Consider the following 14086-nt stretch of genomic DNA (forward strand, 5'->3'; position numbering starts at 1 on the left):
CTGGGTTGTTGTAGGAGCTGGCGAAGCCTGCGATCTTTTGATCTTTCGCTTGATATTTAAGTGTCTGGGGAAAGATCGCAGCCTCGCTGCGCTCGACAGCTCCTACAACCCCGCCTTTTTCCTGCCGATACAAGCTGTTACTGTACAGGCCATAAAGCCCAAGCCGCCTGGATCGGATCTCAGACTTGATACGTCCCCTCCTCTTGCTCCTGATCGGCCTGGCCTTGAGCTCTCCCGCCAGCGCAACCATCAGCGAAAGCCATGGCTATGCGCAGTTTGGCACGCTCAAGTACCCGGCCAGATTCACCCACTTCGACTGGGTCAACCCGCAAGCGCCCAAGGGCGGAGTCTTGCGGGTCATGGCATTCGGCACCTTCGATACGCTCAACCCCTATACATTCAAGGGCAGTAGCCCGGTTTCCACGCCCAATTTCCTGCAATACGGCATCAATGAGCTGAACGAACCACTGATGATCGGCACAGGCCAGTACGCACCATCCGGTGACGAACCGACGTCGAGCTATGGCCTGATCGCCCAGTCGGTGCAATACAGCGAAGACCGCAGCTGGGTCGTGTTCAACCTGCGACCCGAAGCGCGCTTTCATGATGGCGTGCCCATTACCGCCTATGACGTGGCGTTCTCCTACAGGACGCTGCTCAAGGAAGGCCACCCGCAATACCGCACCAACCTGCAGGAAGTACTGCGAGTCGACATTCTCAATCCGCTGAAAATCCGCTTTGTCTTCAAGCGCGCGGGCAACCCGCTGCTGATCCTGCGCCTGGGTGAACTGCCGGTGTTGCCCCAGCATTACTGGAAAGGCCGCGATTTCAAGGCGACGACCTTCGAACCGCCCCTGGGCAGCGGGCCGTATCGCATCACCAAGGTGCAACCAGGTCGCCAGCTGGTCTTCGAACGGGTCAAGAACTACTGGGGCAAGGACCTGCCAGTCAATCGCGGCAAGTACAACTACGACCGCATGGACGTGGAGTTTTACCGTGACAGCGAGGTCGCCTTCGAAGCCTTCAAGGCTGGCGAGTTCGATATCTACATCGAACACCAGGCCAAGAACTGGGCCAACGGCTACCAATTCCCAGCGGTCAATCGGGGCGATGTCATCAAGGCGCAAATCCCCCACCAGATCCCGACCCAGACCCAGGGTCTGTTCATGAACACCCGGCGCAACACGTTTGCCGAGGTCAAGGTACGTGAAGCCCTGGGGCTGATGTTCGATTTCGAGTGGACCAACCGCACGCTGTTCAGCGGCGCCTACAAGCGCACCCTCAGCTACTACCCCAACAGCGAATTCTCCGCCACCGGCCTGCCAGTGGGCCATGAATGGCTGCTGCTCAAGCCGTACCGGGACCAATTGCCACCCAAACTGCTCACCGAACCCTTCAGCCTGTCCAAGACCGACGGTCGCGGCATCCCCCGGGAAACCTTGCGCAAGGCCCTGGGCCTGTTGAAGGAAGCCGGCTGGAGCCTTAACGGCCAGCGCCTGCTCAATGCCGACCGCCAGCCCCTGAGTTTCGAAATCCTGCTGGTGAACCCGAACCTGGAGCGCATCCTGCAGCCCTACGTCGAAAACCTCGCCAGCATCGGCATCCAGGCCCGACTACGCACGGTGGACCGCGCCCAGTACAAGCAGCGCCTGGACCAGTTCGACTTCGACATGATCCTGCTGACCCTGGGCCAGACCCTCAGCCCCGGCCTTGAGCAATGGCAGTACTTCCACTCCAGCCAGGCCGGGGTCAAGGGCAGCAAGAACTACGCAGGGATCGCCAACCCGGTGGTCGACCATCTGCTGGAAAAATTGCTCGCCGCCCAAACCCGCGACGAACAGGTCGCCGCCGGCAAAGCCCTGGATCGGGTGCTGCTGTGGCAGCATTACTGCATTCCCAACTGGTATCTCAATTATCATCGCCTGGCGTACCGCAACCGGTTCGCCTTCGTCACCACGCCGCCCTACACCCTGGGCCTGAGCGCATGGTGGCTGAAATCTTCGGAGAAAGATCAATGAAGCCTCTACGAGCCCTGCTCCTGCAGGCCAGCAGCCTGTTATTCGCCGGGCTGGCCTGTGCCGCACCGCAGCATGCCCTGACCTTGTACAACGAGCCGCCGAAATACCCGGCGAACTTCAAGCATTTCGACTACGTCAACCCGGACGCGCCCAAAGGCGGAATCTTCCGCCAGGGCGGTTTTGGGGGCTTCGACAGCCTCAACCCGTTCATCAGCAAAGGCGTGCCGGCCGATGACATCGGCCTGATCTACGACACCCTGGCCAAGCAGGGCCTGGACGAACCTTTCACCGAATATGGCCTGATCGCCGAAAAAATCGAGAAAGCCCCGGACAATGCCTGGGTGCGCTTCTACCTGCGCCCCGAAGCCCGTTTCAACGACGGCCATCCGGTACGCGCAGAAGACGTGGTCTTCAGCTTTCAGACCCTGACCAAGGACGGCGCGCCGATGTTTCGCGGCTATTACAACGACGTCGCCGACGTCATCGCCGAAGACCCGCTCAAAGTCCTGTTCAAGTTCAAACACACCAATAATCGCGAACTGCCGTTGATCCTCGGCCAATTGCCGGTATTGCCAAAACACTGGTGGGCCGAACGCGACTTCAGCAAGGGCAACCTGGAGCCCCCCCTGGGCAGCGGCCCCTACAAGGTCGCCGAAGTAAAGGCCGGACGCTCGATCCGCTATGAGCGGGTCAAGGACTACTGGGGCAAGGACCTGCCGGTCAATCGCGGCTTCTATAATTTCGACGTACTGGTGACCGACTACTATCGCGACAACACCGTCGCGGTCGAGGCCTTGAAAGCCGGGCAGTTCGATTTCTGGTTGGAAATGACCGCCAAGAACTGGGCCAACGCCTACAACATCCCGGCCGTGACCGAAGGCCGGCTGATCAAGGAACAGATCCCCAACGGCAACCCCACCGGCATGCAGGGTTTTGTCTACAACCTGCGCCGGCCGATCTTCCAGGACGTGCGGGTGCGCAAGGCCTTGAGCCTGCTGCTGGACTTCGAGTGGACCAACAAGCAACTGTTCAACGGCGCCTATGCCCGCACCCGCAGCTATTTCGAGAATTCGGAAATGGCCGCCACCGGGCTGCCCGGCGAAGACGAGTTGAAGATCCTCGAGCCCCTGCGCGGCAAGATTCCCGAGCAGGTCTTCACCGAGGCGTTCCAGCCTTCGGTGTGTGACGGCAGCGGCATGATCCGCAACCAGCAGCGCAAGGCTTACCAATTGCTGCAAGAAGCGGGCTGGCGCATCGTCGACGACAAGATGGTCGATGCCCAAGGTAAACCCGTGGTGCTGGAATTCCTGCTGGCCCAGACCGAGTTCGAGCGGATACTGCTGCCTTTCAAGCGCAACTTGAGCGACCTGGGCATCGAACTGGTCATCCGCCGGGTGGACGTATCCCAGTACATCAATCGCGTGCGCTCCCGGGACTTCGACCTGGTGGTGAGCAGCTTCCCGCAATCCAGTTCGCCGGGGAACGAACAGCGCGAGTTCTGGATGTCCGCCGCCGCCGACAAGCCCGGCAGCCGCAACACCATGGGCCTCAAGGACCCTGCAGTGGACCAGTTGGTGGAGCAACTGATCAACGCCGACTCGCGCCAGAGCCTGGTGGCCCACGCCCGTGCGCTGGATCGGGTTCTGCAATGGGGCTACTACGTGATCCCCAACTGGCACATCAAAACCTGGCGCGTGGCCTACTGGAACCACATCGGTCATCCGAAAATCACGCCAACTTATGACATCGGCACCACCACCTGGTGGGTCAAGCCAGAGGTCAAGCCGGCCGACGAAGTAGAAAAGCAGGTCATCGAGCAGCAAATCGCCGCCCCTGCGAGCGTGGAGTAACGAAATGCTGGCTTATATTTTTCGGCGACTGCTGCTGATCATCCCGACGCTGTTCGGCATTCTGTTGATCAACTTCATCATCATCCAGGCCGCGCCCGGCGGGCCGGTGGAACAGATGATCGCCAAGCTCGAGGGCTTCGAAGGCGCCACCAGCCGCATTGCCGGCGGCGGTGCCGAAGTGTCGGTGGCCGGTTCTTCCTACCGCGGTGCCCAGGGCCTGGACCCGGCGCTGATCAAGGAAATCGAGCACATGTACGGCTTCGACAAGTCGGCGCCCGAACGCCTGTGGATCATGATCAAGAACTACGCGCACCTGGACTTTGGCGACAGTTTCTTCCGCGATGCCAAGGTCATCGACCTGATCAAGGAAAAGATGCCGGTGTCCATCTCCCTCGGGCTATGGAGCACGCTGATCATGTACCTGGTGTCGATCCCGCTGGGGATCGCCAAGGCCACGCGGCACGGCAGCCATTTCGACGTATGGACCAGTTCGGCAATCATCATCGGCTACGCAATCCCGTCGTTCCTGTTCGCCATCCTGTTGATCGTGGTGTTTGCCGGCGGCAGCTATTTCGACTGGTTTCCGTTGCGCGGGCTGACCTCCAACAACTTTGACGAATTGAGCATGGGCGGCAAGATCCTCGATTACTTCTGGCACCTGGCCTTGCCCGTGACCGCCCTGGTGATCGGAAACTTCGCCACCATGACCCTGCTGACCAAGAACAGCTTCCTCGACGAAATCAACAAGCAATACGTGGTCACCGCCAAGGCCAAGGGCCTGACCCGCAACCGCGTGCTCTACGGCCATGTGTTCCGCAACGCCATGTTGCTGGTGATCGCCGGTTTCCCTTCGGCATTCATCGGGATCTTCTTTACCGGTTCCCTGCTGGTGGAAGTGATCTTCTCCCTCGATGGCCTGGGCCTGATGAGTTTCGAAGCGGCCATCAACCGCGATTACCCGGTGGTGTTTGGCACGCTGTTCATTTTCACCTTGCTGGGGCTGGTGGTGAAGCTGATCGGCGATTTGACCTATACCTTTGTCGATCCGCGTATCGACTTCGAAAGCCGGGAGCATTGAGATGAACCTGTCCCCTCTCAATCGCCGTCGTTTCGAACTGTTCAAGGCCAACAAGCGAGGCTGGTGGTCGCTGTGGCTGTTCCTGATCCTGTTCGGGCTGAGCCTGGGTGCCGAGTTGATCGCCAACGACAAGCCGCTGGTGGTGCACTACGACGACGGCTGGTACTTCCCGGCCCTCAAGCGTTACCCGGAAACCACGTTCGGCGGCGAATTCCCCCTGGAAGCCAACTACAAGAGCCCCTACATCCGTGAGCTGCTGGCGGCCAAGGACGCCTGGGTGCTGTGGGCACCGATTCCGTTCAGCTACCAGAGCATCAACTACGACTTGAAAGTCCCGGCCCCGGCACCGCCCTCTTCGGCGAACTGGCTGGGCACCGACGACCAGGGCCGCGATGTCCTGGCCCGGGTCATCTATGGCTTCCGCATCTCGGTACTGTTCGCCCTGACTTTGACCGTGCTCAGTTCAATCATCGGCGTGATCGCCGGCGCGCTGCAGGGCTTCTATGGCGGCTGGGTGGACCTGGCCGGCCAACGTTTCCTGGAGATCTGGTCCGGGTTGCCAGTGCTGTACCTGCTGATCATCCTGGCCAGTTTCGTCCAGCCCAACTTCTGGTGGCTGCTGGGCATCATGTTGCTGTTTTCCTGGATGAGCCTGGTGGATGTCGTCCGTGCCGAGTTCCTGCGTGGGCGCAACCTGGAATACGTACGCGCCGCCCGGGCGCTGGGCATGCAGAACGGGGCGATCATGTTCCGCCACATCCTGCCCAACGCCATGGTCTCGACCATGACATTCATGCCGTTCATCCTCACCGGCGCCATCGGCACCCTCACCGCCCTGGATTTCCTCGGCTTTGGCCTGCCGCCGGGCGCGCCGTCCCTGGGTGAGCTGGTGGCCCAGGGCAAATCCAACCTCCAGGCGCCGTGGTTGGGCATCAGCGCGTTCGCCGTGCTGGCCCTGATGTTGAGCCTGTTGGTGTTCATCGGCGAGTCCGCTCGCGATGCCTTCGATCCGAGGAAGTGAAATGAACCAGGATAATCTGATCGAAGTGCGCGACCTGGCGGTGGAGTTCATTGTTGGCGAACGCCGCCAGCGCGTGGTCGAGGGCGTCAGCTTCGATATCAAGCGCGGCGAAACCCTGGCCCTGGTGGGTGAAAGCGGCTCGGGCAAATCGGTCACCGCCCATTCGATCCTGCGGTTGCTGCCCTACCCGCTGGCCCATCACCCCACCGGGACCATCCAGTACGCCGGCCAGAATCTACTGGGGTTGAAGGAAAAAACCATCCGCCATATCCGCGGCAACCGGATCGCGATGATCTTCCAGGAACCGATGACGTCCCTCAACCCGCTGCACTCCATTGAAAAACAGATCAATGAAGTGCTCGGCATCCACAAGGGCCTGAGCGGCAAGGTCGCGACCCGCCGGACCCTTGAGTTGCTGGAACTGGTGGGCATTCCCGAGCCCCACAAGCGCCTCAAGGCCCTGCCACACGAGCTGTCCGGCGGCCAGCGCCAGCGGGTGATGATCGCCATGGCCCTGGCCAACGAACCGGAACTGCTGATCGCCGACGAGCCGACCACGGCCCTGGACGTCACCGTCCAGCTGAAAATCCTCCAGTTGCTCAAGGAACTGCAGGCGCGATTGGGCATGTCGCTGCTGCTGATCAGCCACGATTTGAACCTGGTGCGAAGAATTGCGCATCGCGTATGTGTCATGCAGCGCGGTTGCATCGTCGAACAGGCATCGTGCGAAGAGTTGTTCCGCGCACCGCAGCATCCGTACACTCGGGAACTGCTGAGCGCCGAACCAAGCGGCACCCCGGCGAGCAACGTCGTCGGCCCGCCGCTGTTGCAGGTCGAGGACCTGAAAGTCTGGTTCCCGATCAAGAAAGGCCTGTTCAAACGCACGGTAGACTACATCAAGGCCGTGGACGGTATCCGCTTCAGCCTGCCCCAGGGCCAGACCCTGGGCATCGTCGGCGAAAGCGGTTCCGGCAAATCCACCCTGGGGCTGGCAATCCTGCGGTTGATCGGCAGCCAGGGCGGGATCCGCTTCGAAGGCAAATCGCTGGACAGCCTGACGCAGCAACAGGTCCGGCCGCTGCGCCGGGAGATGCAAGTGGTGTTTCAGGACCCCTTTGGCAGCCTGAGCCCACGGATGTGTGTGAGCCAGATCGTCGGCGAAGGTCTGCGGATCCACAAGATCGGCACCGCAGCCGAACAGGAACAGGCAATAATTGAGGCATTGAAGGAGGTAGGCCTGGATCCGGAAACCCGGAACCGCTACCCCCATGAATTTTCCGGAGGGCAACGACAGCGTATCGCCATTGCCCGGGCCCTGGTGCTCAAGCCGGCGTTGATTCTGTTGGATGAACCGACGTCGGCCCTGGATCGTACCGTGCAACGCCAAGTGGTGGAGCTGTTGCGGTCGTTGCAAACCAAGTACAACCTGACGTACCTGTTTATCAGCCATGACCTGGCTGTCGTCAAAGCGCTGAGCCACCAGTTGATGGTGGTCAAGCATGGCCAAGTGGTCGAACAAGGTGATGCCCGCAGCATATTCGCCGCGCCGCAGCACCCCTATACACAGCAGTTGCTGGAGGCCGCCTTCCTGGCCCCAACAACTGCCGAATAACCTGAAAGAGGAGCAACACATGGGTTTTCTCGCCGGTAAGCGCGTACTGATCGTCGGTGTCGCCAGCAAGCTGTCCATCGCATCCGGCATCGCCGCCGCCATGCATCGCGAGGGCGCTGAGCTTGCCTTCACTTATCAGAACGACAAACTCAAGGGTCGTGTCGAAGAGTTCGCACAAGGCTGGGGTTCGAGCCCTGAGCTGTGCTTCCCGTGCGATGTGGCCAGCGATGAAGAAATCGCCAAGGTTTTCGAAGAACTGAGCAAGAAGTGGGACGGCCTGGACTGCATCGTGCACTCCGTGGGCTTCGCCCCGGGCGACCAACTGGACGGCGACTTCACCGAAGCCACCACCCGTGAAGGTTTCCGCATTGCCCATGACATCAGCGCCTACAGCTTCGTGGCCCTGGCCAAGGCCGGTCGCGAAATGATGAAAGGCCGCAACGGCAGCCTGCTGACCCTGTCGTACCTGGGCGCCGAGCGCACCATGCCGAACTACAACGTCATGGGCATGGCCAAGGCTTCCCTGGAAGCTGGCGTGCGTTACCTGGCCGGCTCCCTGGGCCCGGACGGCACCCGCGTCAACTGCGTATCGGCCGGTCCCATCCGCACCCTCGCCGCTTCCGGCATCAAGAACTTCCGCAAGATGCTGGCCGCCAACGAAGCGCAAACGCCGCTGCGTCGCAACGTCACCATCGAAGAAGTCGGCAACGCCGGCGCCTTCCTGTGCTCGGACCTGGCATCGGGCGTCAGCGGTGAAATCATGTACGTGGACGGCGGCTTCAACACCACCGCCATGGGCAACATCGAAGAGTAATCTTCACGTTGCAGCAAAAACGCCGCTTGCCCTGGAAAGGCCAAGCGGCGTTTTTTATTGCCGATTGCCTGATTACACCGCAATACCCTGTGCTAGCTGCGTAGCGCCTGCTTCTGTGTACATCGCCGCATCGGCGTCAACCAGCAGTGTGTCGATCGACTGATGACGCTGGGCGTCGTACTCGATCTGACCGACACTGAAACGAATGTCATAGCCACGCTGCAACATTGCATTGCGCTCATCGAGGATTTCCTTGAGGCGCACCATGATCGTCGTTGTCTCGACATGGGAAGAACCGGTGAGCAACGCCACGAATTCATCACCGCCGAGGCGGCCGATCACATCACTTTCGCGAAAGGCGATACGCAGCACATCGGCGAAGGTTTTTAGCGCGCTGTCGCCCTCGGCGTGTCCGTAGCGGTCGTTGATCGGCTTGAAGTCGTTGAGATCGAAGAACAGCAGCGTCGCCGGTCGCGACAAGCGGTCACACACATTCAACGCATGCTGGGCCAACGTCCGGAATCCACGCCGATTGGATAACAGCGTCAGCTCGTCCATGCTCGCCATCTGCACCGCGACCATCTCCTGCTCGGCCATGCATGCCAAGTCGCGCAGCAATTCGCGTTCTTCGTCATTGAGCTTGCGCGGCCGGGTGTCGAGCAGGCACAACGTGCCGAGTTTGCTGCCGTCCTCCAACCCCAGCGGATGTCCTGCATAGAAGCGAATGCCAGGCTTGTCCGTGACCAGCGGGTTGTCATGGAAGCGCTCGTCCTGTTCCGCGTCGCAGATTTCCAGGATCTGATCCTGCAAAATCGCATGCCCACAGAAGGAAATCTCCCGCGGGGTTTCGCTGGCGTCCAGGCCGGCGCTGGACTTGAACCACTGCCGGTTGGCGTCCACCAGCGACACCAGCGCGATGGGCACGTCAAACAGGCGTCGGGCAAGACGAGTCAGGCGATCGAACCGCTCTTCGGGGGCGGTATCAAGCAGCTTGAGCGAGTGCAGATTCTTGAGGCGAGCAGCTTCGTCGTCCGGTTTGCGTGGCGCAAGCATCGGGAACTCCATTGGCAGGGCTTCATGAAGTCTAGTTCAGGACCACTGCCGTTCAAACCGAACGGCTAAATCCGACGGGCATTTGCCGGCCAGGGCTAATACACTGCCACTCAGGTTCAAGACGAGGACGCTGACCGATGAAGCACGCCCCCCATGACGACGCCCCACGTTTCTGGCGCGACGCGGCCCTGCCCTTCATCGAAGCCCGGGCCATCGGCGATGGGCGCAAGGTCTGCTATTCGCGCCATTCCCATGACCACTTTTCCATCGGTGCGATCACCGCCGGGCGCAGCACCTACATTCACGAACGGTCGAATTTCCAGGTAGAGAGCGGCACGGTGGTGCTGATGAACCCGGGCGACGTCCACGCGTGCAACCCGATCGACGATCAGCCATGGTCCTACGTGATGTTGTACGTCGACACCCTGTGGCTCAGGGACTTGCAGCGCCGTATCGGCTTTGACGAAAGCCTGGATTTCCAGGGCTTCGCCACCACGCACAGCCGCGACGTGGAGCTGTTTGCTGCGTTGGGACGGCTGTATGAGCAACTGGTGGACGAGCGACTCGACACTGCCGCCAAGCACGCCGCCGCCGAGGCATTTTTCATTGACCTGCAACAACGGCTCAATCCGGCCGGTCGTCCCGACCGGGGCAGTCATCCGGGCCTGATGCGTGCGGCACAGTTTATCCACGACCATTGCAGCGAAGCCTTGAAGCTGGAAGACATCTGCACCGCCGCGCAGCTGTCGCCGTCCTACCTGAGCCGAGCCTTCAAGCGCCATTACGGGATGACGCCCCACGCTTTCCTGGTCAACCGCCGGATCCAGTTTGCCCGGCGCCAATTGCGCGAAGGCAAGCTGATCGCCGACGTGGCGCTGGACAGCGGGTTTGCCGACCAGGCGCATTTCCAGCGTGCCTTCAAGCAACACCTGGCGGCTACGCCCGGGCAATATCGCGGTTGAGCTTGCTCCGGCCGGGCTCTGTAGGCGCTGGCGAAGCTGGCGATCTTTTGATCTTTTGATCTTTCGCTTGAGATTCAATTGGCTGGGGAAAGATCGCAGCCTCGTTGCACTCGACAGCTCCTACACAGCTCCTACATAGCTCCTACATAGTTCCTATATCCAACAGCTAAACGTATTGACTCAAGGCAACAACAGATACACCGCACTGGCCACCAACAACACTGCCATCGCCCGATTGAACAGGCGCATGGTCGCCGGGTTACCCAGCCACGTGCGCAGAAAGCTCCCGGCGTAGGCCCAGCAGCCCACCGAGACGTAGCAGATCACCAGGTAGATCGCCGCAAACTGCCACACCAGCCGCGCCTCGCCGTCAGCCACGAATGCGCCCATCCCCGCTACGCAGGCCAGCCACGCCTTGGGGTTGAGCCATTGCATCAGCGCGCCATGGAACATCGAAGGCGCCCGTCCCTCGTCTTCGCCGCCCAGGTGCCCGTTATCCATCGCCAGTTTCCAGGCCATGAACAACAGAAACGCCACGCCTCCCAACTGCACCACCCGCGTGAGGCCAGGCCAGCGTTGCAGCACTTCATGCAACCCCAAGCCCATCAACACCAGCAGCAAGACAAACCCAAGGGTCGCACCGCCCACATGGCGCAACGTCGCACGAAACCCGTATCGCGCCCCGGAGCTGAGGGCGACGATATTGACCGGGCCGGGTGTAATGGAAGCCACCAAAGCAAAAATGGCCATGGAAAGTATCAAGCTCATCACATATCTTCTTCTTTTCAGGAAAGGGCCTCCAAAATAATGGGGCCGGCGCTGGCGGTATTGAAGAAAACTGCCTTGTCGTCTAGCGTGACCGCTCACTTTTTTACGCAAACTTTACGCGGTAGGCGATTGCCCCCAATCGATACTGTGCGGCTTATTGAATCAGGCGTTTCTCATGTCCATTGCGGTTCTGCGTCTCATCGGTTTTATCCTCGGCATTTTCCTGATTACCCTGGCGGTCAGCATGGCGATTCCGTTGCTCACGCTGATGCTGTACGAGCGCAACGATGATTTGTCGGCGTTTCTCTGGTCGAGCCTGATCACTTTCGTCTGTGGCGTTGCATTGGTCGCCCGTGGAAGACCGGCACACGCCCAGATGCGCCCCAGAGACATGTACCTGCTGACGACCGCAAGTTGGGTGTTCGTATGCGCTTTCGCCGCGCTGCCCATGGTGTTTATCCGACACATCAGTTACACCGACGCTTTTTTTGAAACGATGTCCGGCATCACCACCACCGGCTCGACCATTTTCAGCGGCCTCGATACCGCATCGCCTGGCCTGCTCATCTGGCGTTCGATGCTTCAATGGCTGGGCGGGATCGGCTTTATCGGCATGGCCGTGGCGATCTTGCCGCTGTTGCGGGTCGGCGGCATGCGGCTGTTCCAGACCGAATCGTCGGACTGGTCGGATAAAGTCACGCCGCGCTCGCACGTCGCGGCAAAATACATATTGTCGATCTATTTGGGGCTGACCGCCCTTTCCACCGCGGCATTGTGGTTGGCCGGGATGACGCCGTTCGAGGCCATCAATCACGCCATGACGCTGATCTCCACGGGCGGCTTCTCTACCTCCGATGCCTCTTTAGCTCACTGGACACAACCGGCCATTCATTGGGTCGCCGTGGTCATCATGATTTTCGGCGGGATGCCCTTTGCGCTGTATGTTTCCACGTTGCGCGGCAACAGGCGCGCTCTGATCAAGGATCACCAGGTTCAGGGGTTCATCGCTTTTCTGGTCTTCGTCTGGCTCGCGGCAGGCACCTGGCTGAGCCTCAACAGTGACTTCACCTGGCTCGATGCGGTACGGACCGTAGCCGTCAACGTCACCTCGGTGGTCACCACCACGGGTGTGGCGCTCGGGGACTACACGTTGTGGGGAAGCTTTGCGGTTTTGCTGTTCTTTTACCTGACCTTCGTCGGCGGCTGTTCCGGATCCACCTCCGGAGGCCTGAAGATCTTTCGATTCCAGGTGGCCAATGCGCTTCTGATGGGCAGCTTGAAACAGCTCATCCATCCTCGCGCGGTGACTCAAAAGAAATACAACAACCATCCTATCGATGAAGAAATCGCCCGCTCACTGCTGACCTTTTCGTTTTTTTTCGCGGTGACCATTGGCGTCATTGCATTGGGGTTGGCGCTGATCGGCCTGGACTGGACCACAGCACTGTCCGGTGCGGCCACAGCAGTATGCAACGTGGGCCCTGGACTGGGGGATATCATCGGCCCGGCGGGTAACTTCTCGACGTTGCCAGATTCGGCCAAATGGCTGCTGACCATTGGCATGCTGCTGGGTCGGCTGGAAATCCTGACCGTGCTGGTGCTGTTCACGCCGGTGTTCTGGAAGTATTGAACACCTCGAACAGACAAACAAAGAAGCCGCGACGCCATGAACAGGCGTCGCGGCTTCTCTTCAGGTGATCAGACTCAAAGGGTCCGCTTTTTGTTCGTGAGCATTCGACCAAGCGAACGGAAAATTCACTGTCGATTTTTCGGTGGAGTCGTTCCGGACACGGTTCTATGCTCAGGCCCATGAACCTACACGACTCGCTGCTCCCGCCCCATGCCGAGATGGTCCGCGCCATGCTCGAACGAGACACCGCCTACGAGGGGGTGTTCTTCACTGCGGTCAGGACCACCGGCATTTTCTGTCGCCCCAGTTGCACCGCGCGCAAGCCGAAGCCGGAGAACGTGGAGTTCTTCGCCCATGCCGACGAAGCCATGTCGGCCGGCTACCGGGCTTGCCTGCGCTGCAAGCCGCTGGACGCCGCCGCCATCGCACCCGACTGGATCCAGGCCCTGCTCAAAACCGTGGACGCCGAACCCGACCTGCGCTGGACCGACGCCCTGCTGCTGGAACAAGGCATCGAGCCGCTGAAACTGCGCCGCTGGTTCAAGCAACATTTCGGCATGACCTTTCACGCCTACCTGCGCAGCCGCCGCCTGGGCATAGCCTTGGGCGGCATCAAGGACGGCAGCTCGATCGACAATGCCGCGTTCGACTCCGGTTATGAATCATTGAGCGGTTTTCGTGACGCGTTCGTGAAGTCCTTCCACATCACGCCAGGCCGCGCGGCCCTCAGCGAACCCTTGCTGTTCACCCGCCTGACTACGCCGTTAGGGCCGATGCTGGCCATGGCCGAACGACGGGGCCTGGTGCTGCTGGAATTCCTCGACCGCCCGGCCCTGACCAAGGAACTGGAAGAACTGCAGCAACGCTACGGCTACACGGTTGCGCCGGGACACAACGCTCATTTGCAGCAGATCGAGACCGAACTGGCCGACTATTTCGCCGGCAAGCTCACGGCATTCAACGTCCCGCTGCACATGCCCGGCAGCGCCTTCGCCGTACGGGTCTGGGCAGAACTGCAAAAGATCCCCTACGGCGAAACCCGCAGCTACGGCAACATCGCCACGGCCCTGGGCAGCCCCGGCGCCAGCCGCGCCGTGGGCCTGGCCAACGGGCAGAATCGCTTGGCCATCGTCATTCCCTGTCACCGGGTGATCGGTGCGGATGGCTCGTTGACCGGCTATGGTGGCGGACAACCGCGCAAGGCATTTCTGCTACGACTGGAGAAAGCCGCGGTGCAGGTTTCGCTGCCCCTGGCGTTTTGAGCGCCCCGGAGAACGAAT

Annotated in this window: 11 protein-coding genes; 9 read left to right on the forward strand and 2 right to left on the reverse strand. The window is 60.5% G+C overall.

Annotation, left to right across the window (positions count from 1 at the left end; all coding sequences use genetic code 11):
* Positions 1–185: 185 nt before the first annotated feature.
* The 6 genes from AC09SL_RS08590 to fabI are packed head-to-tail and all read left to right on the forward strand — an operon-like array spanning position 186 to position 8393.
* Entirely contained in the window at positions 186–2018 is a 1833-nt protein-coding gene (locus tag AC09SL_RS08590; protein ID WP_058544561.1) for an extracellular solute-binding protein, read from the forward strand.
* Positions 2015–3868 (forward strand): extracellular solute-binding protein, encoded by a 1854-nt coding sequence (locus tag AC09SL_RS08595; protein ID WP_058544560.1) that lies wholly within the window; start codon positions 2015–2017, stop codon positions 3866–3868. The genes AC09SL_RS08590 and AC09SL_RS08595 overlap by 4 nt, the downstream gene beginning before the upstream one ends.
* Positions 3869–3872: 4 nt before the next feature.
* The gene (locus tag AC09SL_RS08600) at positions 3873–4946 is read left to right on the forward strand and encodes a microcin C ABC transporter permease YejB (RefSeq protein ID WP_058544559.1); all 1074 of its coding nucleotides are present in this window, start codon (positions 3873–3875) and stop codon (positions 4944–4946) included.
* Between the two features lies 1 nt (position 4947).
* On the forward strand, positions 4948–5967 hold the full coding sequence (locus tag AC09SL_RS08605) for an ABC transporter permease (RefSeq protein ID WP_058544558.1): 1020 nt from the start codon (positions 4948–4950) through the stop codon (positions 5965–5967).
* Position 5968: 1 nt separating this feature from the next.
* Positions 5969–7579 (forward strand): ABC transporter ATP-binding protein, encoded by a 1611-nt coding sequence (locus AC09SL_RS08610; protein WP_058544557.1) that lies wholly within the window; start codon positions 5969–5971, stop codon positions 7577–7579.
* 19 nt (positions 7580–7598) lie between these two features.
* The gene (gene fabI, locus AC09SL_RS08615; protein ID WP_058544556.1) at positions 7599–8393 is read left to right on the forward strand and encodes an enoyl-ACP reductase FabI; all 795 of its coding nucleotides are present in this window, start codon (positions 7599–7601) and stop codon (positions 8391–8393) included.
* Between the two features lie 72 nt (positions 8394–8465).
* Here fabI and AC09SL_RS08620 read toward each other — a convergent pair whose 3' ends face one another.
* Positions 8466–9446, reverse strand: coding sequence for a GGDEF domain-containing protein (locus AC09SL_RS08620; RefSeq protein WP_058544555.1), 981 nt, complete (start codon positions 9444–9446; stop codon positions 8466–8468).
* A 137-nt stretch (positions 9447–9583) separates the two neighbouring features.
* On the opposite strand from AC09SL_RS08620, the gene AC09SL_RS08625 reads away from it, so the two are divergent.
* Positions 9584–10408 (forward strand): helix-turn-helix transcriptional regulator, encoded by an 825-nt coding sequence (locus tag AC09SL_RS08625; protein WP_058544554.1) that lies wholly within the window; start codon positions 9584–9586, stop codon positions 10406–10408.
* 180 nt (positions 10409–10588) lie between these two features.
* Here the strand turns inward: AC09SL_RS08625 and AC09SL_RS08630 are convergent, their stop codons facing one another.
* Positions 10589–11176 carry a LysE family translocator gene (locus AC09SL_RS08630; protein ID WP_058544553.1) on the reverse strand — a complete coding sequence of 196 codons (588 nt, stop codon included), beginning with the start codon at positions 11174–11176 and terminating at the stop codon, positions 10589–10591.
* A gap of 175 nt (positions 11177–11351) precedes the next feature.
* On the opposite strand from AC09SL_RS08630, the gene AC09SL_RS08635 reads away from it, so the two are divergent.
* Positions 11352–12806, forward strand: a complete 1455-nt coding sequence (locus AC09SL_RS08635; RefSeq protein WP_058544552.1) for a TrkH family potassium uptake protein — start codon at positions 11352–11354, stop codon at positions 12804–12806.
* Between the two features lie 179 nt (positions 12807–12985).
* Positions 12986–14068 carry a bifunctional transcriptional activator/DNA repair enzyme AdaA gene (locus AC09SL_RS08640; RefSeq protein WP_058544551.1) on the forward strand — a complete coding sequence of 361 codons (1083 nt, stop codon included), beginning with the start codon at positions 12986–12988 and terminating at the stop codon, positions 14066–14068.
* The last annotated feature ends 18 nt before the right edge of the window (positions 14069–14086 follow it).

Source organism: Pseudomonas sp. PF05 (genome assembly GCF_056521845.1).